The 21,299-nt window shown below is 46.6% G+C and carries 19 protein-coding genes; 3 read left to right on the plus strand and 16 right to left on the minus strand.

Annotation, left to right across the window (positions count from 1 at the left end):
• The first annotated feature begins 101 nt into the window (after window positions 1-101).
• Entirely contained in the window at window positions 102-1,256 is a 1,155-nt protein-coding gene (locus MLD56_RS19050) for an AI-2E family transporter (RefSeq protein ID WP_029515719.1), read from the plus strand.
• Here the strand turns inward: MLD56_RS19050 and MLD56_RS19055 are convergent.
• From MLD56_RS19055 to MLD56_RS19105, 11 genes are all read right to left on the minus strand, one after another.
• Window positions 1,244-3,019 (minus strand): peptidoglycan D,D-transpeptidase FtsI family protein, encoded by a 1,776-nt coding sequence (locus MLD56_RS19055; RefSeq protein ID WP_049816903.1) that lies wholly within the window; start codon window positions 3,017-3,019, stop codon window positions 1,244-1,246. The two genes, MLD56_RS19050 and MLD56_RS19055, sit on opposite strands and share 13 nt — an antisense overlap.
• Before the next feature lie 126 nt (window positions 3,020-3,145).
• Window positions 3,146-5,392, minus strand: a complete 2,247-nt coding sequence (locus MLD56_RS19060) for a methyl-accepting chemotaxis protein (protein ID WP_029515721.1) — start codon at window positions 5,390-5,392, stop codon at window positions 3,146-3,148.
• Between the two features lie 224 nt (window positions 5,393-5,616).
• Entirely contained in the window at window positions 5,617-6,948 is a 1,332-nt protein-coding gene (locus tag MLD56_RS19065; RefSeq protein ID WP_029515722.1) for a peptidase U32 family protein, read from the minus strand.
• 32 nt (window positions 6,949-6,980) lie between these two features.
• Entirely contained in the window at window positions 6,981-7,910 is a 930-nt protein-coding gene (locus tag MLD56_RS19070; protein ID WP_023989901.1) for a peptidase U32 family protein, read from the minus strand.
• An 11-nt stretch (window positions 7,911-7,921) separates the two neighbouring features.
• Window positions 7,922-8,950 (minus strand): endolytic transglycosylase MltG, encoded by a 1,029-nt coding sequence (gene mltG / locus MLD56_RS19075; RefSeq protein ID WP_029515723.1) that lies wholly within the window; start codon window positions 8,948-8,950, stop codon window positions 7,922-7,924.
• Window positions 8,951-9,044: 94 nt separating this feature from the next.
• A complete protein-coding gene (locus MLD56_RS19080) occupies window positions 9,045-9,350 on the minus strand; it encodes a DUF1292 domain-containing protein (protein ID WP_013311522.1) in 306 nt (101 codons plus the stop codon).
• Window positions 9,347-9,655: a DUF1292 domain-containing protein gene (locus tag MLD56_RS19085; RefSeq protein WP_241113411.1), complete on the minus strand. Its 309-nt coding sequence runs from the start codon at window positions 9,653-9,655 to the stop codon at window positions 9,347-9,349. The genes MLD56_RS19080 and MLD56_RS19085 overlap by 4 nt, the downstream gene beginning before the upstream one ends.
• Before the next feature lie 13 nt (window positions 9,656-9,668).
• Window positions 9,669-10,085 (minus strand): Holliday junction resolvase RuvX, encoded by a 417-nt coding sequence (gene ruvX, locus MLD56_RS19090; RefSeq protein WP_029515724.1) that lies wholly within the window; start codon window positions 10,083-10,085, stop codon window positions 9,669-9,671.
• 9 nt (window positions 10,086-10,094) lie between these two features.
• On the minus strand, window positions 10,095-10,355 hold the full coding sequence (locus MLD56_RS19095; RefSeq protein ID WP_007431624.1) for an IreB family regulatory phosphoprotein: 261 nt from the start codon (window positions 10,353-10,355) through the stop codon (window positions 10,095-10,097).
• 136 nt (window positions 10,356-10,491) lie between these two features.
• Window positions 10,492-13,125 (minus strand): alanine--tRNA ligase, encoded by a 2,634-nt coding sequence (gene alaS, locus MLD56_RS19100; RefSeq protein WP_029515725.1) that lies wholly within the window; start codon window positions 13,123-13,125, stop codon window positions 10,492-10,494.
• 351 nt (window positions 13,126-13,476) lie between these two features.
• Window positions 13,477-14,544 (minus strand): AI-2E family transporter, encoded by a 1,068-nt coding sequence (locus MLD56_RS19105; protein ID WP_029515726.1) that lies wholly within the window; start codon window positions 14,542-14,544, stop codon window positions 13,477-13,479.
• Between the two features lie 211 nt (window positions 14,545-14,755).
• On the opposite strand from MLD56_RS19105, the gene MLD56_RS19110 reads away from it, so the two are divergent.
• On the plus strand, window positions 14,756-16,729 hold the full coding sequence (locus MLD56_RS19110; protein ID WP_029515727.1) for a methyl-accepting chemotaxis protein: 1,974 nt from the start codon (window positions 14,756-14,758) through the stop codon (window positions 16,727-16,729).
• 165 nt (window positions 16,730-16,894) lie between these two features.
• Here the strand turns inward: MLD56_RS19110 and MLD56_RS19115 are convergent, their stop codons facing one another.
• The 4 genes from MLD56_RS19115 to cymR form a co-directional block, all read right to left on the minus strand.
• Window positions 16,895-17,107 carry a hypothetical protein gene (locus MLD56_RS19115; protein ID WP_013311529.1) on the minus strand — a complete coding sequence of 71 codons (213 nt, stop codon included), beginning with the start codon at window positions 17,105-17,107 and terminating at the stop codon, window positions 16,895-16,897.
• 10 nt (window positions 17,108-17,117) lie between these two features.
• Window positions 17,118-17,639: a PRC-barrel domain-containing protein gene (locus MLD56_RS19120; RefSeq protein WP_029515728.1), complete on the minus strand. Its 522-nt coding sequence runs from the start codon at window positions 17,637-17,639 to the stop codon at window positions 17,118-17,120.
• A 136-nt stretch (window positions 17,640-17,775) separates the two neighbouring features.
• Window positions 17,776-18,927, minus strand: a complete 1,152-nt coding sequence (locus MLD56_RS19125; RefSeq protein WP_029515729.1) for a cysteine desulfurase family protein — start codon at window positions 18,925-18,927, stop codon at window positions 17,776-17,778.
• Window positions 18,928-18,937: 10 nt separating this feature from the next.
• Window positions 18,938-19,357, minus strand: a complete 420-nt coding sequence (gene cymR / locus MLD56_RS19130; protein ID WP_013311532.1) for a cysteine metabolism transcriptional regulator CymR — start codon at window positions 19,355-19,357, stop codon at window positions 18,938-18,940.
• A 304-nt stretch (window positions 19,358-19,661) separates the two neighbouring features.
• Here cymR and mnmA point away from each other — a divergent pair, with 304 nt between their 5' ends.
• Window positions 19,662-20,783, plus strand: a complete 1,122-nt coding sequence (mnmA, locus tag MLD56_RS19135) for a tRNA 2-thiouridine(34) synthase MnmA (protein ID WP_029515730.1) — start codon at window positions 19,662-19,664, stop codon at window positions 20,781-20,783.
• Between the two features lie 90 nt (window positions 20,784-20,873).
• Here the strand turns inward: mnmA and MLD56_RS19140 are convergent, their stop codons facing one another.
• A complete protein-coding gene (locus tag MLD56_RS19140; protein ID WP_152526681.1) occupies window positions 20,874-21,215 on the minus strand; it encodes a ClbS/DfsB family four-helix bundle protein in 342 nt (113 codons plus the stop codon).
• Window positions 21,216-21,299 lie beyond the last annotated feature (84 nt).

The following is a 21,299-nucleotide window of genomic DNA, read 5'->3' on the forward strand; positions in this document are numbered from 1 at the left end:
AATGACGTACACATGCCGAGATTTCGCTACTCATATGGTCAGCATTGAGGTCCAATTTAGTGTACAATAAGTAAAAATCTAAAAGGAGTCGTTGTATACATATGCTTCCATTGTACAAAAAATATTGGCGTACCGTTTTTGATATCGGTTTGATCGTATTAACCGTGTATTTAATTATGTTCGTATCCAGCAAACTGTATCAACTAGCCGCACCTGTGTTTCTTTCGTTCGTCGTGTTCTGGTGTATTGAACCTGCTGCCCGTTATTTTCATCGGAAAGGAATGAAGAAGCCTTTTGCCTCCGCACTCTCCGTATTGCTATTTATCATCCTTTTACTTGCTATTTTTTTCGGATTGGGTCTGATTCTGGTTACGCAATTTACGAAAGTCGCGCAAAACCTCCCACAGTATACTCAGATTATCCAAGCGGAATTCACGCGGTATCTTCATCTTTCTCAAGATAAAATCGCTGCTTTACCTCCGGGTGTTACCGAACGTGTGAATGAATATTTTGCGACTGCCACCACCATTGCTACGAAATGGGCACAGCTAGGCTTATCCTTTTTCATACAGTTCCTCAGTTCTTTCACTGTTTTTATGGGCAACTTTGCCATTGCAATCATTTTAGCGTTCTTTTTAAGTATGGAAATTAATCTTTGGAAGGGCATTGCCCGCAGTAAAACACCCAAGACATTAAAAACTGCTTACCTTTTTCTAAAAAATCACGTACTTAAAGCCATCTCCGCATTCCTCAAGGCTCAAGCTTTACTGGTAGGGATTACCTTTGTCCTCGTATTTATAGGTTTACTCATTTTGCAAGTGGATAATGCCCTCTCATTGGCGCTCGTGGCGGCTTTGTTTGATATCCTGCCCTTGTTGGGTGTGCCTGTCATCTTTATTCCGTGGGCAGTGTATCTGTTCATCACAGGCAATACCGGCCTGGCTGTAGGCCTGCTTATTGTCATGGCTGTCACGGTGATCGTCCGCCAGCTGGCAGAGCCTAAAATCACTGGTAATTCCATCGGTGTTTCATCTGCCTATCTGATGCTTTCCTTTGCCATTATATCGTTGTCCATCTTTGGACTAGCTGGATTAATCCTGTCTCCCATTCTGATCATTTTGCTCAAGGAATTGTGGCAGCAAGGCTATCTGCAAAAATGGATTCGGTTTCCGACAGAGGAATTTGACGAGCCTCCGTTTATCGTTAAAATCCAGGAGGAAGATCGTGAAGCTACTCGCGGAACTCAGGAGAATTGAGCTAACAGATCCATGACTTGACCGAACAGTGCTGTAGCTTGATTTGTAGAATGTGTTGAAGCATTTTGCACAAGGACGGCGACCGCATAACGAGGCCGCTCTATCGGACCATAACCTATAAACCACTGGTGATTTATAGGGTGACCGTTCTTTAAAGCTTGGGCCGTACCCGATTTGCCAGCCAGATTCCATGATTTATTACGCAAGGAGGCACCGGTCCCCTGTGTCACAACCTTTTCCATTGCTTCAAGAAGCATGCGAGCCGTCGATGTATGAATCAAGCGGCTGCCCTCGGGTGAAGGTGCTGCATGAGCAGGTAATTCCAGTAAGGTGCTACCGTTTGCGTAGCTGATACGTTTTACAATGCGTGGTGCATGTACTTGACCATCATGCAGCAAGGTGACGATGAGATTGGCAGCTTGGAGTGGCGTCACCAGCACATCGCGCTGACCGATAGCTGTCTGTACACGTACGCCCGGATCAAAAGCGTTCGTATGGGAGCCGAATACGGCTCCCTTTTCTTCATGATCCAGCGGTCTGAATTGAGGTAGCCCTACAAGATTCTGCTCCTGCCAGCCCACAGTTCGGCTCAATCCCAGTGCAGAAGCTGTGGCCTGAATTTGCTCAGGAGTAAGCCGTTCGCCGAGATGAGCGAACACACTATTACAGGACACGGCAAGCCCTTCCTCCAGGTTCAGGGTACCGTGTCCTTCTTTTTTCCAGCAAGCCAAACCGTACTTGCCATAAGTTCCATGACAATGGAATTGTTCCTGCGGTTGGACAACACCTGATTCAAGTGCAGCAGCAGCCGTAACCAGCTTAAAAATGGAACCGGGCGTTATCGCCTTAAGGGCACGATTAGACCAGTCTGTTTTTTGCTGCGGATCAACATGACCGGGATTATAAAAAGGGCGAGAAACCATCGCCAGTACGTCCGCGTTGCCTGCATCGAGCACTACCACCGCCCCTTCTGCCAAATGACTAGATTCCGTCAGCTTTTCAATCTGTTCCTGTATAGGTAGATCAATTGTAGTCTGCACTTGTAAAGGATAGTGACCATTGGATGGAGCACTGACACGCAGCGGTACATGAGTCAATGGACGACGCTGTGCATCTACAAATCGGGAGACGAACGTTTCACCGACGCCGCTCAGCAGCGGCTCCAGCGTTCTTTCCAGCCCTGCGGCCCCCATCGGCATTTCACTCGCTCGATCGGCACGTTCATACAAAAAGCCAAGCCATTGCCTGCCATTGGGCAAATCCCTGTAACGTTTCGCATAAGGTACAAGCTCAATAAGCGAAGGGGCTAACTTCAGCAGCTTGCCTGCTTCATGCGGATTGATTTGTACGGGCTCTCCGCGCCCATCACGCCATATGAGCGGGGATTGCAGCCCTTTCCATCGTGTCATTAGTTGCTTCTTACTTGTACGCAGTAGCTCGGCCAATTCTTCGCCATGTAAAGCCGCTTTGCCATCTACATCGGGAAAAAGCACTGGCGCCCATACGACTCCGCCAGTCAAGGGTCGCCCATGCCGGTCCGTAAACTGTCCACGTCCAGAGTCGATAGAAATGCCCTCCTGTCGCTGACGTGCTGACATTTCCTTAAGCGAATGCCCCCCATAAACGGACATATGAATGCCCGCTGTCCCCTGAATCCAAGCCAATCGGCATAATAAAATCAGCAGTAGTGCCATCACCCCCAAAGTCATATATGCAATTCGACGTTTTCGAATGAAACTGCTACCACGCCTCGGCACGCCCATCCTTCTTTCATCTTTTTTCCAGTAGTATGTCCTGTAGTTGAAAAAGAAAACCCACTCAACTTTTAACGTTGAATGGGTTAACCACGGAGATCAGTGACAATCCTGATTCCCATGGTTTAGTTATATCTACACCGTAAACCGCGAAAGCTGTTCCTTCAAATTAACCGATACTCCTTCCAGCTTATCTGACAAACCTACCAGTTGATTACCGATATTGGCCTGCTCAGTGCTGAGCGAAGCGACTTCCTGTGAAGTGGCCGAGGATTGCTCAGCTACCGCGCTTACATTGGTCATTGCCTCGGACAATGTAGTCTGCGATTCACTCAGATGATGAATGGAGGCGGTGACCGTTCCCAATCGAAGCGCGAACTCTCCCATTTGCTGCTGCACCGATTGGAAAATGTCCGTTGTTTCCTGCACGGCTCCCATCTGCTCCCGGAACAGCGGGTACACCTCAGACAATGCCTGTACCGTTTCATTCATCTCATTGACGATGTTATTAGTAATACCCGTAGCTGTGCGAATAGCTTGACGTGATTGTTCAGCCAACTGCCGAACCTCATTGGCTACCACCATAAAACCACGCCCGGCCGTCCCCGCTCGTGCAGCTTCAATCGTCGCATTCAGTGACAGAATGTTCGTTTGTTTCGCAATATCCTGTAATACGTCCAGCACCTTAAAGACATCGGAAGTGGTCTTCTTCAGTTCATCTACTTTGCCCACCAGAGCATGCGTAGTTTCTTCCGTAACCTTAGTCTTGCTCAATAGATTTTTCAGTTGAACTGTTCCTTGTTCACTGGATTGTTCAACTTCTTGTGCGACCAGACTCATTTCATGATTGGAAGCCATAACCGTATCCATTTGCTGAGATATATTCCCGGTTAATCCACTGCCACGTTCAGCCTCTGTTGCCAAACTAGCGGCACCATGAGCAATCTCTTCCGTTGCTGCTGCAATTTCTTTGGCTGAAATGGCTGTCTTCTTCGAGGCATCACCTAGTTCCGTTGCTGTATTCAGAACCTCCTGAGCTGAGGCATTCGTCTGTTGTACCAGCAATGTAATCTGTTCCATCATCGTATCAAAGCTTTCTGACAACTGCCCAATTTCATCCTCAGCCTTATAGTTCGTTCGGATTTGCAAGTTGCCTTTGGCGCCTTCGACCATTAAATCCTTCAGGTGTGTCAATGGACGAGCCACCAGGCGCACGATCCACAGGCCAATAAACAATGCAATGAGTGCAGCCACTGCAGCAAATATCCAGGTCGTGGTTAGAATCCCCTTAGCGTCTCTCACCAGCTCAGATACAGGTACTACACCCACGAGAATCCATTTGGAAGTTCCCAGCGTATTATGAACCGCAAGCACATTTTGCTCTTTGCCATCTGCAACCTGCTCCATAATTTGATTTCCTTCAACCCCTTCAAGCTTGGAAACGTAATCCAGCTTTGTCTTTCCTCCTGCCAAGCTCTCATTGTTAGAACCTACAAACTCACCCTTGTCTGTCACAAGGCTAATCATACTGCCTGAGCCCAAATTAACACCTTTCAACTCGTCCTCCACCGCACTGGACTTTAAATCCATAACCAGAACGTAAGTCCCTCCCAACCCGGACATACTGTTCATGGAGCGTGCTAGGCGAAAGGTCTTGCTGCCATTGTCATTCACCTGCGTAGGTAGCCAAACAATTCCCTTGTTTTTCAAAATATCCTTAAACCATGCTTCCTGCCGTACATCCTTTTGTGTTCCGGTGCCCATAGCAGCAAACTTGGTATCTTCCGGGTACAGGTACAATGAATCAATCGCTTTATTCGTAAAAGCAATATTCGTTAATTTCTTGTTTACTTCGCCCATAGCAACAAAAGATGCAAAAGGATTTTTATCTTGCTTTACAGCCTTTTGCAACTGATCACTTAATTCAGTATCGAAAAATACCTGTGTCGATGTGTCTTGAAAGCGCTCTAGAATAATGTCAAGCTTTTCTGAAGTTTGCTGAACGGTCTGCTGATAAGCCGTAGCTGCATTTTGCTCAATCGTACTTTTAGCCTTGTAGTATGAGAGCATCCCCAAGCTGACCACAAATAACATAATTGCTGCAAAAAAGATCAGAAACAACTTCATTCCAACCGAACGTATCGGATTATAGTTTTTGACCAAATGCATGAAATCTTTACTGTACCTTTCCGGCTTAAGTAAACGCTTTAAATTGTGTGTACCCTTACGAATCGCCTTAGCTAACCAGGGGGCAACCTTCGAAGACACCGCAAGCGTTTGTTCTCCTGTATCCGTTGCTTTACCGCCTTTCAAACCTTGCATTTGATCCGTTTTCTTGGGTTGCCTTTTTGCTGTATTCCCCTCTTTTTTCCGTAAACCCATTCCTCTCACCTACCACCATATAATTAGTTTCTAATTCCACGTCATCCATTATGTATCTATTATCTATATAACTTCTATCGGAACTATTCGACAAGGAATGTAGCTTTCCTTTGAGTATCAACTAAATTTTGTGAAACTTTTTTCCTAGAAAACTATTCAAAAAAAAGCCTCTCCAACCGATAGGAGAGGCTTTTGATTCTTTTCGTCTGTGACTTAAGGCTTATTTACTTCTTTTTACGCATCATATCAAAATACGATACGGGTTGATCTACCTTCATTCTAATTCGTTGAAGCGGGTGACGAGCAGCATCCAATTCGTTGCCTTCCTCATCCCAGATCGTTCCGACCGTTTGTTTAAAAAATGTTCCGTTCGGACCGAAAAATTCAATTTCATGCCCTGGTTTAAAATGGTTCCGTTGTTGAATAGTTGCGATGCCACTCGCGGCATCGTAGTCCATGACCAGTCCGGCAAAATCATAAGGGACTGCTTTTTCTTCCGGCTCATAAATATGATCCTCATGATCCGGTGTATCGTAGAAAAATCCTGTATTCAGCGGACGATTGGCTGCCTTGTTAATTTCCTCAATCCATTCTGGTTTGAGCACATAATTTTCAGGATCAGCCATATAGGAATCAATCGCTTGACGATAGACATTCACGACCGTAGCCACATAGTGGATAGACTTCATACGTCCCTCTACTTTAAAACTGTCTACACCCACATCAATCAGATCAGGGACATTTTCAATCATACACAGATCCTTGGAACCCATAGAAAAAGCATTATCACTCTCTTCAAACAGTGGAAGCTGGTTAACACCGAGCTGGAACTGTTTCAGTGCATTGCTATCCTGTGCCTCTTCCTCAGATATCCAAACCTCACTTGGGCGGGCATCCTCAAACAGATCGTATTTCCAGCGGCAAGACTGACAACATCCCCCACGATTGGAATCACGGTCTGTAAAGTGATTGGACAACACGCAGCGGCCGGAAAATGAAGAGCACATCGCACCATGGACGAATGCTTCGATTTCGATGTCCACATGCTTTTTAATTTCTTCGATTTCCTCCAGACTGGTCTCACGTCCCAATACCACACGCGGTAGCCCCTCGTTTTTCCAAAACTTTACCGCTTGCCAGTTCAGCGTGGACTGCTGTGTGCTCAAATGCACTTCCAATCCGGGAACAACACGCAATGCCACGGATACAATAGCCGGATCAGCTACGATAACGGCATGAATTCCTGCCTCGTACAGATTGCGCAAGTATTCCTCGATTCCGGCAATATCTTCATTGTGGGCATAAATATTGGTCGCCACAAGCACCTTAGCACCGTACTTGTTGGCAAATTCTACACCTTCACGCATTTCTTCAAAACTGAAATTATCGGCGTTAGAACGCAGACCATATTTTTGTCCACCAATATATACAGCATCCGCGCCATAGTGAACGGCAAACTTCAGCTTTTCCAGATTTCCGGCAGGAGCCAACAGCTCCGGCTTATCCAGACGATTCCGTTTACCTATATATTTTCTCGTTTTGGTTATCGTCCCCATGACGTTCCCCCCTCTGTGAATTCATTGTTAAATTAATAAACCTGCTCTTTATAGAAAAATCCGAAGGAAAGTTCCCGTTCCGGATCTTGAAGACGGCGAACTTCATCCAGCCAGCTTTCATCATAAGCATAAGCATCCGGGTCAGCTGTATAATTATCTATTGCTTTACGATAAGCACGAACAACCGCCTCATTGTAAGCCGTAGGTTTCAATAAGCCCTCGATCTTAAAGCTATGCACGCCCGCCTCCATTAGAATATGCAGGTCCTCCATGATACAAAAATCATCTGAACTCATAATATGTGTCCCATTTATATCCTCGTAGATGGGGAACTTCTCTTCTTTCCGCTCTGCTTCAATCAGAAACAAGCCGCGTCCTCTACCTAAATCGCCTTCTACATTACGTCCCTGGTGCAGCATATAACTTTGAACAAGCTTACGCTTGGAGTGATAAATATTGGTCATGCCATGTACCTGAACCTGTGCTTCTATGTTCAACTTTGGTATCATTTCGGTAATTTCATCCATACTCAGCTCACGAGCCAAAATGACCCGGGAAGCCCCCTTTTCACCCCAATAGTTGGCGGTTGCGAAGTTGGTAGAGATCATCTCACCGTTCCAGAACAGCTTAAGATGCGGAGCATACTCCTTCACGGCCATGAGCACTGCGGGATCATTAAACTCAATGGCATCAATGCCGCATCCAGCTAGGGTCTGCACATATTCGGGAAGGAGCGGCAATAGCTCGTTCGTCATCAAATTCGTCATAGATACATATACCTGTGCCGTATGCTTGCGTGCCTCTTCCACCACTTCACGGATTTGGTCCGGTGTAAAATGTCCCGGCAACCGCATTCCAAAGCGGTCATCTCCAATAAGCAATGCAGTAGCTCCAGCCTCCAGCATATGGCGGGCATCCTCTGGAGAGCTGGCAGTTGCCAGTAGTTCGGGTTTGTAAGCCATAGGCTCACCTCCTAATTTGTCTTACGGTTACTTACCTGAATGTTATGCAAATGTTCTTTATACGTTTTGGCAAACAAATGTTCATGTGTTCCATCTTTTTTGGTGACATAAAATAAATAATCTGTAGCTTTTGGCTGTAAAGCCGCTATCACTGAGTTTAGACTGGGACTTGCAATAGGCCCTGGCGGAAGTCCCAGATGCAAATACGTATTATAAGGGCTTTCCACAGCCAAATCCTTGTAATACAGCCGTTCTTTTTGCTTGTCCAGCATATATTGAACCGTAGCATCAATTTCCAGCTTCTTACCCTGTTTGAGTCGGTTATAAATGACGCCAGCTACTACAGACCGCTCATCTTCTACAACCACTTCGCGCTCTACAAGAGAAGCAACTGTCAGCAGTTGATGCAGCGTTTCACCCCGTTGTTTCAACTTGGCATCCAAATCGGAAACAGTCTCCAACCGCTTTTGTGTCTGTTCTAGCATCACCTGTATAATATCTTTGGCCGTACTGCCCTTTTTCAGCTCATAGGTTTCCGGGAAAAGATAGCCCTCCAGCGCATAGCGAAGCCCCGCCTGCTTTGGAATGTCCCGCACTAGCGCGACGTCAAAAGCGGACGGATCGTTGGCCAGCTGCAAAAATTGCTGCCGGTCTGCCAGTCCTTCCTTTTGCAGCTTATCAGCCATCTGTCTAATCGTAAAACCTTCCGGGATTGTAAAACGAATCATTTCCTCTTTGACAACATCTCCAGCCGATAACTTAGTAATCAACTGATCAAAGGTTGCGCCAGGCTGCGCCTCATATTTTCCGGCCTGAAATGCGCTTCCTTGCTGTTTGAATTTTACATAAGCCTTAAACACGAGCGCATTACGTATAAGTCCCTTTTGCTCCAGCGTATCTGCGATTGCCGATGTTCCTGTTCCCTGCACCACCGTAAAAGCAACGGGTTGTGTTTGGGGCTGAACAGGCTGCATGGCATTCCAAATATAGAGGGCTACCCCTCCTGCTATAATGATAAGCAGTAGCAACAACGTAAACATCCTCGTCCTTCGCTTCACATCCACCCAACTCCTTCACAGCCAAAAAGGGCGGACTGGTCCGCCCTTTCAGGTTTGATCTCATCGCTATCCAGACTTACAGTTCTTCCGGCAACGTACATTCATCGTACAGTTCGGAAATATCTTCCCACTCATCATCATCTTCAATGGTGGTGATAGAGATTTCGCCGTCTGTGGATGAGCTTACATGGTAAAGTTCATGTTCGCCAACAGCAGCCCCGGGTCTACGCAATACGGCGTACCGTTGCTCTCCTACCTTGAACTCTGCTTCCAATTCCATGCGAATCGCATGGCCCTGTTCATCCTGCAACTCTACATCGCCGTCGAACGTTTCCTTCAAATCAGAGGTCCAACTCAGGTCTTCACGTGAATAGCTCGTCATTTCCCGTCTTCCTCTTCCTCTTCCTCTTCTTCTACGAATGTATTAAAGGTCTCTTCGACGATTTCCCATTCGGCATCGTCTTGGATCACAAACAATTTAATATCATCGCCTTCTTCCTCGTAACGGAAGGCGTACACATCGGACTCATCAGCTTCAGGGTCCACTGGCGCAACCATCATGTACTTCGCTTCGGAACCATCTACCTCAAACTTCATAATGACCTCGAACTCTTCCTCGTTGCCCTCGTCATCGGCAATATAAATAATTTCCGGCTCTTCTTCCATACCCACTTGATTTTCAGCCATTACGAAATCCCCCTCACCTTGTACTGTGTGCGTCCAAATAGTTTTGCAAGATCAGGCTTGCGGCCAGTTTATCTACCACCTGCTTGCGTTTTTTTCGGCTGACGTCGGCCTCCAGAAGCGTACGCTCCGCCGAACGCGTCGTCAGCCGTTCATCCCAAAGGTGAACGGGTAAACCCAGTAACTCCTTGAGTCGGTTCGCAAACTCGATGCAAATCTCACCGCGTGGACCCACGGTTCCGTTCATGTTTTTCGGCAAGCCAACAACAACCTCGCCGACCTCATTTTCACGAACCAAATTTGCAATTTTACCGAACTCGCTGTCGTCACCGCGTCGTTCTATGACTTCCAATCCTTGGGCGGTCCAGCCGAAGGCATCACTTACGGCGACCCCAATTCGGCGATCCCCGTAATCCAATCCCATTACTTTCATGCCTGTCTCCTAACGATGCTTAGCAAGATAGAAACGAACCAACTCTTCAATCAACTCATCGCGTTCTTTTTTACGTACCAGGCTTCTAGCATTATTATGCCGTGGCACATAAGCCGGATCACCGGATAGCAAATAGCCGACAATTTGATTGATCGGATTGTATTCTTTTTCTACCAACGCATCATATACGGTCAACAAAATCTCCTGAGCAGAAGCTTCCTTTTCATCTGCCTTGACATTAAATTTGACCGTTTTGTCCATGGAATCCATTGTTGACACCTCGCTTCCACAAAACATGTGTACATGTTTATGCCAGCTTATTCTTTTACATCATACCATAAGCAAAGCCCTACAAGGAAATATCTAAGCCCGTTTTTTCCCAAAAATCTGCAAAAAATATCGAACTTTATCCTTGTGAGGCTGCCGCCACCAGTTCATGCGCACGTTGAAGTGCTTCATCCAGCTTGCTGGCATCCTTACCACCGGCTTGCGCCATGTCAGGTCGTCCGCCACCGCCGCCACCGCATACGGCAGCAATTTCTTTCACGAGCTTGCCTGCATGAAGTCCGGCCTTGGTATGCTCTGCCGGAACTGCTACGACAAAATTAACTTTATCGTCCATTGCAGCGCCGAGCACCAGCACAGCAGCCGGAAGTTTCCCTTTCAGTTCATCAGCAATCGCACGCAACGCGTCCATGCTGGAAGCCTGCACGCGCGCAGCCAGCAGCTGCACCCCGCCTGCTTGCACGACCTGATCGGTCAGCTGGCCTGCCTCAATAACGCTCAGCTTGCTCTGCAGCGATTCATTTTCACGGCTAAGGTCTTTAATTTGTTGCTGCAATGATTCGATACGCTTTGGTACCTCAGACAGCTTGGATTTTACAAGTCCAGCCGATACCTTCAACAGCTCTAATTGACCTTCCATATATTCAAAACCAAAACGTCCGGTCACCGCTTCAATACGACGTACACCTGATCCAATGCCGCTCTCGCTGACAAGCTTGAACAAGCCAATTTGCGAAGTATTGCTGACATGACAGCCACCGCATAGTTCAATGCTGTAATCGCCTACTTTAACGACCCGCACGATATCTCCATATTTTTCACCGAACAGCGCCATTGCTCCGAGAGCCTTGGCTTCATCAATCGGTTTCAGTTCAATATTAACGTCCAGTTGGCTCCAGATGGCACGGTTTACACGCAGTTCAATATCCGCCAGTTCTTCTGGTGTAATGCTTCCAAAATGGGAGAAATCAAAACGCAGACGCCCAGGCTCTACCAAAGAACCCGCCTGATTGACATGGTCACCCAGCACTTCTTTAAGCGCTTTGTGAAGCAAATGCGTAGCCGTATGGTTTTTCTCAATTTCTCCACGTGAAGCTTGATCAACTTCAGCTTTCACCGTATCGCCAACGTTCAGCTCACCAGCTTCTACAACAACCTGATGCACATGCTGACCTTGTGGCGCCTTAAACAATCCTTCGACCTTCGCGGTTACCGTACCTCCACGCAGCAAGCCTTGGTCACTGACTTGTCCTCCGCTTTCGGCATAGAAAGGAGTCACATCCAGCACGACCTGGCAAGACTGCCCTTCACTAACAGTGTCCACCAGTACATCTTCATATACAATCGCCACAATTTTAGACTCAGTTACGAGGTCATTATATCCAACAAATTCACTTTTAACCGCCAGATCGGACAAAGCTCCGCCCTGAATCTTCATGCTGGCGCTGTCCTGATGTGCATCACGGGCGCGTTTGCGTTGTTCCTGCATCGCTTCATCAAAGCCTTCACGGTCTACTTTCAAGCCCTGCTCGTCTGCATAATCCTCTGTGAGATCGAATGGGAACCCGTACGTATCATACAGTTTGAAGGCATCTGCTCCACTAATGACATTGCGACCTTCTGCCTTCGCCTGAGCACTGATATCGGACAAAATTGCCAATCCATCTGTCAGTGTTTCATGGAAGCGTTCCTCTTCCGTTTTGATCACTTTGATGATGAAATCACGCTTGTCCACTACCTCAGGGTAATACACACCCATGACATCCCCAACGGTTTCCACCAGCTCAAACATAAATGGACGGTTCATGCCCAGCATTTTGCCATAGCGCACAGCCCGGCGCAGCAAACGGCGGATCACGTAACCGCGTCCTTCATTAGAAGGCAGCACACCGTCACCAATTGCAAAAGCTACGGTACGAACATGGTCAGCAATAACCTTAAGAGCCACATCACTGTCCACATTTTCGTTATATTTCACTCCTGCCATCGCCGCTGTTTTTTGAATTAGTGGCTGGAAGATATCCGTATCAAAGTTGGAATCCACATTTTGCAGAATGGATGCAAAACGCTCCAATCCAGCCCCTGTATCAATATTTTTGTTTGGAAGCGGCGTATAGCTACCGTCTTTGTTATGGTTGAATTGTGAGAAAACGAGGTTCCACACTTCCAGATAACGCTCATTTTCTCCCCCCGGATACATTTCAGGGTCCGTCATGTCGCTACCGTAGGCTTCGCCACGATCATAAAAGATTTCCGTACAAGGTCCGCAAGGACCTTCACCGATATCCCAAAAGTTATCTTCCAGTTTGATGATACGTTCGGCAGGAAGTCCAACTTTTTCGTTCCACAGCTTGTACGCTTCCTCATCCTCAGGATACACAGTTACAGCCAGACGTTCCGGATCAAAACCAATCCATTTTGGATCCGTCAGAAACTCCCATGCCCATGTAATGACTTCTTCCTTAAAATAGTCGCCAATAGAAAAGTTGCCGAGCATTTCGAAAAAGGTGTGATGGCGGCGCGTTTTACCGACATTCTCAATATCGTTCGTCCGAATACATTTTTGCGAATTGGCGATACGTGGATTTTCTGGCTTCACACGTCCGTCAAAATAAGGCTTAAGCGGTGCCATACCCGCATTAATCCACAGCAGGGAAGGATCTTTATGTGGAACAAGCGGCGCGCTTGGTTCAATCACATGTCCCTTGCTTTCAAAAAACTCCAGCCATTTGGAGCGGATTTCACTAGCTTTCATATAAGTAGCCTCCTAATTATGGTGTCACTGGTTCCTGGCACAGGCCATAAAAAAACAGAAAAACGCCCCTGAACGGATCAGGGACGATTGTATCGCGGTACCACCCTGGTTAACGCCGTCCCCTCTGTACGAAATGCCCATGCGCAAGCTGCACACCAACATTTGCTTAACGGACGATCGATCGCCTTGTTTTCACTGGTAACGGGAGCATCCCGGCGGGTTCAGCCCGCACTTCGAAATGAGCTTTCCCTACTGGATAAACACATTTAAACATACTCAATTCAGTATATCCGTGTCATTTAGCCGTGTCAACGCGATATCAGACAAGATACATACGGTGTAAGGACAAAATCAGATCGTTTTCCGCTTCACGTAATAAGCAAAAAAATGTTGAAGTCCTACCTTTAATACCGCCATCACGGGAACCGCTAAAATCAAGCCGGTAATTCCCGCAATTTCACCACCCACTAGCAGAGCGAAAATAATGGCTATCGGATGCAGATGCAGCGTTCGTCCTACCACCTGGGGAGAAATGACATTGCTTTCCAACACTTGAATACAAGTGTTAACGACCACGACCAAAAGCACCATTTTGAAGGAGATTGTAGAAGCCATGATTACTGCCGGAGCGGCTCCCAAAAAGGGGCCCAAATATGGAACGATGTTAAAAACCGCAACCACTCCTGCCAGCAACAGCGCATAAGGCATGCCAATCAGCATATATCCGAGATAAGCCAGCACGCCAATAATGACGCATACCAGTAATTGTCCCCTGACATAGTTGCCAAGCGCCTGATCAATTTCCTTAAGTACCGTTACAATCGCCTTACGACGAGAACGCGGGAGGTAAGACACAATCGTCCGCTCGAACACATCAAAATCTTTCAAAATATAAAAAATGAGGAACGGTACAATGAATACATTGAACAGCATGTTGATCATCCCGCCGATGTTATCCATAAAGGTAGAAATTCCGGTTGCCATCCGATTCTCTAGTTGGAAAAACCATTGATTCATACCCGTTCGCACCCCTTGGGGCAAAATGCCGCTATCCATATTCGTCATTAATCCCTGTGCATGCATGGTCAGCTCAGGCAGATGCTCATTCAGCTCATCCAGTTGTTCAATAAACATCGGAATCAGGTTCATCAGAATCACAACGAGACTGGCCAAAAATACAGCATAGATGAGCAGCACAGCTACGCTTCGAGGCACCTTGCGACCGCCCAGCATATTGACAACAGGATTAAGTACATAGGAGATGATCATCGCTACCGCAAACGGAGCAATGATTGTTTTCAGAAATTCATACAAATGAAAAAACAAAGGTCGCAGCAGCCAGATAAAATATAGAATGACAAGTCCCAGCAGCGTCCATATTCCGTACCGGAACAGTCTACTTTTCGTTAATTGCTCCATTTCGTGCCCCCTTACCGGACTAGCCTTCTTTAAGTATATGCCTGTACCTCTACTTTAATCCTTCCCGCGAGTCTGGAATGCTCCATCGATTACCATTGTAAAAAAATGATGAAAACGGATGAAAATAATTAACAAAGTCATTCCATCTGACGATATAAGTACAAAGCACTATTTTAGGATTTCATATTTCTGAAACATCGGGGGTCATTACATGAACTTAAAAATCAAGCTTATTCTCCTTTTCACTTGCATTGTTATCGTTGCAGCCGGGCCTTTATCCGTTATTAGCATGACAAGTATCAAAAATCAGGCTAACCGTGACATACAAGAGCTTATGACTAGTAAAGCCACCGAAACCGTCAATCAGCTCGACGGATGGACCAGCGGCAATGCCAAAATTATCGAGACACTGGCTGCAGGTCTGGAATCGAGTGATATTTCATCAGATGCCAAAACCGTATCTCTGAAAGCAGCTTTTGAAAACTATAAAGATCAAAATATTTCCAACATCTACGCAGGCTTTGAAGATGGATCCTACTGGGATGGATCTGGCTGGTTTGAAGCTGGTTATGATCCTCGCGCTCGTCCGTGGTACAAGGATGCCAAAACCAAGGGAGAAATGTATTATTCCTCACCTTACACCGATGCAGGCAGCAATGACTTCACCATTTCTATTGCTAAACCTCTCAAAGATTCCAACGGCTCTATCACCGGGGTAGTCAGCGAGGATATTATGTTAAATGATATGACAAAAATCATTAAAGACATAAACCTGAACGGATTAGGCTACGCATTTCTGATTGACCAGAATGGAGTTGTGGTCGCACACCCAGACAGCAAGCTGGCCGGTAAAAACCTTAAGGATACGCCCGAGTTGGGTTCATCAACTGCGGCCCTGCTGAGCACAGCTTCGGGAAAAACAGACTATACCTATAATGGCAGTGACCGTCAGCTTTATTTTAAAAAGATGCCTAGCACTGGCTGGATTGTAGGATTGTCCATTTCAAAAGATATTGCTTTTCAGGAGTATTACTCCACTCGTAATCAGTTGATTATTACCGTTGCTATCATCTTGGTCGTTGCTATGCTGCTGGCAATCTGGGCGGCAAACAACTTTATCAAGCCAATTCGGAAGCTTCAAGTGAACGTCAAACGTATAGCTGAAGGCGATATGACAGCTCGTGTGGACATTAAGGGTAAAGATGAAATTGCCAGCCTGGGTACAGATTTTAATATCATGTCTGATAATCTATCTCACCTGTTGCGCAAGGTATCAGATACTGCAGGCGATGTCAGCTCAGCTTCCCATGATATGCATCAGCACGCTAAGGATACTGGAACCATCGCGTCACAAATCTCCAGCGCAGTTCAGGAACTTGCCCAAGGAGCGAGCGACCAAGCTGAGGCTGTATATTCCGGCTCTGAGAAGCTGACTCACATGACAGGCTCCATCGACCAGATTGGCGAAAGTGTCAAACGGACCCAAACTGCCGTATTCGAAACAGATTCTGCCGTGCTTGCAGGGTATGAAACAGCTGAACGTCAAGCGAAACTGGCCGCCGAGTCCAGACAAACGACGACTGCGGCAGGGGAAGCCGTAGATTCACTCACGCTAAAAACTCAGGATATTGAGCGGCTGGCCGGAGCCATCCATGATATCGCCGCACAAACAAACCTACTGGCCCTCAATGCATCTATCGAAGCAGCACGGGCCGGGGAACACGGACGAGGTTTTGCCGTCGTCGCGGGAGAAGTGAGAAAGCTGGCTGAGCAAGCGGGCAGTTCCAGTGACAGTATCATGAGTAAGCTGGAAGAAATTAAGATTGCAGGAGTACAAAGCGCGGAGGAAATGAAGAGGGCTCTTGCTGTAACTGTAGAACAGGAGCACGCTGCCATTGCAACGAGACAGGCGTTTGAGTCCATTCGTGGCGCTTCTCAGCATATGCTTGCCCAAATTGAGGACGTTACAGCCGCCGCAGATGATCTCCGTGTGAATGCCGGGCATATTTCCGACGTCATTTCCAGCGTTGTCGCTGTTTCTGAGCAAAGTGCAGCATCTACAGAGGAAGTGGCCTCCTCTGTGCAAGAACAAGGTCATGCCATGAATAATATTGCTGACCTTTCTGCCAAACTCGATTCTCATGCAGATCTTCTATTGGAAGAGGTCAAACGCTTTAAATTGTAGAACTTACAATCTTCACAATAACGGTATACAAAAGAGGGTGCCCTCAGCCATTATGGCCGTACGGGGCACCCTCTTCGTTGTTTTTTATCAAGCGTTATACAACCTACTAAGCCGTATGTAGATCACACCTCTTAGTAAGCAGCCTGTCCACTTTTGGTGTCCAGCTTAGGAAGAAGCGTGAATTTGCGGCAAGTCCTGTTGTGCCATCTCATCTCCAAAGAATAGGTCGTCCAGCGAACTGAGCGTTCCATCCTCTTCCACTTGGTAGACAGACATTTTTTCACCATTCACCTGAAGTTCGATAAAGCATCCCCAGCAATAAAATTGATGGGAGCCAATTTTTCCGATATCTTTGGAATTACAATTCGGACATCTCAATAAACTCACCCTATCCATTAACAGAATATATGGCTTTTTCCAGACGCTGCTCGCTTAATGGGGGAACCATAACAGCATTTTCCCCGATGGACATCTCTTCGGTGCAGGGCAGCCATTTCCGCCCCTCTATAATATCCGATACAAAACCATCGCTGATTTCCAAGCCTATTATGTTATTGCCCATTTCCTGGTCAAAATAAACATCCGAGATGTGCCCGAGCATAAGCCCTTCCTCTGTTAGCACGGATAGATCCTTCAGTTTACAAGGCCCAAGCAAGTACGTATGTTGTATATCATGGGCCTCCATTTTACGCACAGCCTGCTGATTGCGAATCATGATCGCATCCTCACCGTAAGCAACGATGTCATCCCAAGCAACCATTTTCACGTGAGAAGAAAAAAGTCCCTTTCCTTCCAACTCGATCCCTGAGATTCGCCAATCCGCTGTCACCATAAAGTCATGTATTTTACCAATCTGCTTCCCGTCCTCCACATCGAAAACGGCAAGTCCGATCATATCTTGAAGCTTCATATATAGGGTACCTCCTCATTCTGCAATCTGAACGAAGGTGCGGTCCTTTTCCTACATGCCTGTCAGACCTTGCTTCCGTTCATGCAATGAAATGGAAAAACCGCCCCTCCCTTCTTATTAAAATGCGGAGAAATCCCTAGTACCTAGTACGCAGCCGCTTCCATATGGTTTCAATTTTCTTGGCCGTGTATTCCATTTCTTCCGTAGTATTACCCAAACCGAAGCTAAACCGAATCGCTGAATGTAAAACATCTTCAGGAAGATCCATCGCCTGCAATACATGCGATAGCTCTAAAGATCCGGAAGTGCAGGCTGATCCGCTTGCTGCTGCGATTCCTTCCATATCAAGGTTCATCAGCATGGTCTCTGTACCAATGGCCGGAAAGCTAACATTGAGAACATTAGGTAAAGAATGATCAGGGTCACCGTTAATCACAAAATTTTGGCTACCCAGAGTGTCTTCCAACCCTTTAAGCAACGTCTGGCGAAGAACCGTATCGTGCGCCCCACGCTCCTCAATGGAAGCATTAGCAAGAGTTGCGGCTTTAGCCAGCCCCGTAATACCGGCGATATTTTCTGTTCCGGCACGGCGTTTCTTTTCCTGAAGTCCCCCATGCATTAGCGGCTGAAGGCGTGTACCTTGGCGGATATACAATGCCCCAACCCCTTGCGGTCCGTTAATCTTATGACCAGACACACTCAGTAAGTCAATCGGGAGGTTCCGGCAGTCGATAGATATATGACCGAAAGCTTGAACCGCATCTACATGGAATACAACTCCATGTTCTCTCGCAATCTGCCCTACTTCTGAGATCGGCTGAATGACGCCCACCTCATTGTTGGCATACATCATGCTGATCAAAAAAGTATCTGGTCGAATGGCAGCCTCGATATCCGCAGGGTTCACGCGTCCAAACCCGTTGACCGGGACATAAGTTACCTCATACCCCGCTTTTTCCAGCTCATCACAAGCATGAAGCACTGCATGATGTTCAACCGCAGTTGTAATCATATGCCCTGAAGTACGGCCGTCTGCCGTAGCCGTCCCAAACAGGGCCAGATTATCACTTTCTGTTCCTCCGCTCGTAAAAATAATTTCTTCAGGCTTGCAGCCCAAAGAGGCCGCAACGGCATCCCGAGCAGCGCTGACGGTGCGCTTGGCATCGCGGCCAAAGGCATGAACGCTCGAAGCGTTGCCGAATTGGCCAGTCATGATGTCCATCATAGTCTGCGCAACCTCAGGATGCATAGGAGTCGATGCGGCATGATCCAGATAAATTCTGTTCATGTTATCCACCTCAAATGTAGAACATGTAATTATCCAATTCATCATGTTCTTGGTATGTGATCAAGTCCTTAAGTGTAGTAGAATCCAACACTTCAGCGATGCTGTCACGAATTCGCAGCCACAGCTGACGTTTTGCCGGATCGTCTTCTTCCGTGAAATCGACCGGAGAAATCGGACCTTCCAGTACACGAATGATGTCTCCCGCTGTTACTCCTGCCGGTTCATTCGCCAAAATATAACCGCCGTAAGCACCACGGATACTTTTTACCAAACCTGCATTACGCAAAGGCGCAATGAGCTGTTCCAGATAATGCTCTGACAGCTGATTTTTTTCGGCAATACTTTTCAAAGAAGTTGGACCTTCGCCAAACCTGGCTGCAAGTTCCATCATAATGGTCAGGCCGTAACGGCCTTTCGTTGATATTTTCAATTGTGCCACCTCACTTATAGTAACAATTCCGTTAAACACGCGGAATAACTGGTGCTGTAAACCTCTCTATTCCGATCCTAACCCTCAGCTTATGTTAACATATTAGGGCAGGTAAAGGGAAACATTACGGTAACAATCTTAAAAAAAGTTGCTTTCGGGCGATTTGGAACAGCTTTAGCCCGTTTTATGTAGCTTTCTTCCATCGTTCGCCGTGTCGTTTGATCGTCCAAACATCGTATCTTATTATCGTTTATGCTACAATAGGTGGGTTCTACAACTATATTGAAAGAATTGGGTGATGACCATGGCTAAAGCCAATCATGAAACCCGTGTCGTCGTCGGGATGTCCGGTGGCGTCGACTCATCCGTTACTGCGCTGCTGCTGAAGGAGCAGGGCTATGACGTAATCGGCATCTTCATGAAAAACTGGGATGACACGGATGAATTTGGCCGTTGTACGGCTGAGGAGGATGCGGAGGATGTGCGCCGTGTCTGCGAACAGATCGACATTCCTTACTATACCGTCAATTTTGAAAAAGAATACTTCGATAAAGTATTCTCTTATTTTCTTGATGAATATAAAGCTGGACGCACACCCAACCCGGATGTCATGTGTAACCGTGAAATTAAATTCGGCGAGTTTCTAAATAAAGCGCTGGATTTGGGAGCAGATTATGTTGCTACTGGACATTATGCACGGGTTGTGGAAGAAGACGGCCACTTTACTTTGCTGCGAGGCGTGGACAGCAACAAGGATCAAACTTATTTCCTGAATGCGTTAAGCCAAAAGCAGCTATCCCGAACCATGTTCCCTATCGGTCATCTGCCGAAACCAGAAGTGCGTAAAATTGCGGAAGCTGCGGGACTGTATACGGCCAAGAAGAAAGACAGCACAGGCGTATGTTTTATCGGCGAGCGTAATTTCAAGGAGTTTCTGAGTGGATATCTACCTGCAAAAGGTGGAGACATGGTGGATATCGCTACTGGTGAAGTCAAAGGACGCCACGATGGTCTGATGTACTATACACTGGGTCAACGTCAAGGCTTGGGCATTGGCGGCTCAGGTTCAGGCGAACCGTGGTTCGTAGCGGATAAGGATCTGGAGAAGAATATTCTGTATGTGGTACAGGGTGATCGTCACCACAGCCTGTATTCTACCAGCCTGATTGCAACAGATGTGAACTGGATTGAAGGCGCAGATACTCGTCCGACCGGCGAATTCCGTTGCACAGCCAAATTCCGTTATCGCCAACCTGATCAGCAAGTAACTTTACAATGGCTTGCGGATGGGACCGTGCATGTCATATTCGATGTACATCAAAAGGCCATTACGCCTGGACAAGCTGTTGTATTTTACGACGGGGAACGCTGTCTGGGTGGAGGAACCATTGATAAGGTTGAAAAACTTCAGCCTGAAACGGTTTAAATGAAACCCATTTTGCATTGATATAGCAGGAATTAAAAAAGTCGTCTCTCCAGATTTGGAAGGGGCGACTTTTTTTTATGAAAGTTTATTTTAGTTCATGGCTTGTAAAGAATTCATAATCTGCTCTTTATGATGTCTGTCATGCTGGACAAACATTTCTTGCAAAAAATTTCCCATGGTGTATGAGCTATTAGGAAATTGACGGATAAACATTGATTCTGAAACCATCTTGAGCTTCACAATCATTCGCCTACGCTCTGCAATAGCTTCATTTAACAAATCATGTGGTTTCATATTTCTGCCGAATGCAACGGACGAATCGTTAAACGCTTGTACATTAGGATGTTCTTGGAGCGTAATTTGTTCCTCATTGATAATCTGTATGAGTGTCTTAGTGAAGCTTTTGTCCCACCCCATAATATGACTGATCATATCTTGTATTGACCATGTACCCACTATGGGTTTACGAAGTAGCTCATTTTTCTAAATCTTCAGAAATCTCAGCTATCGTCGCCA

This window comes from Paenibacillus peoriae (assembly GCF_022531965.1).
Lineage (GTDB): Bacteria > Bacillota > Bacilli > Paenibacillales > Paenibacillaceae > Paenibacillus > Paenibacillus polymyxa_D.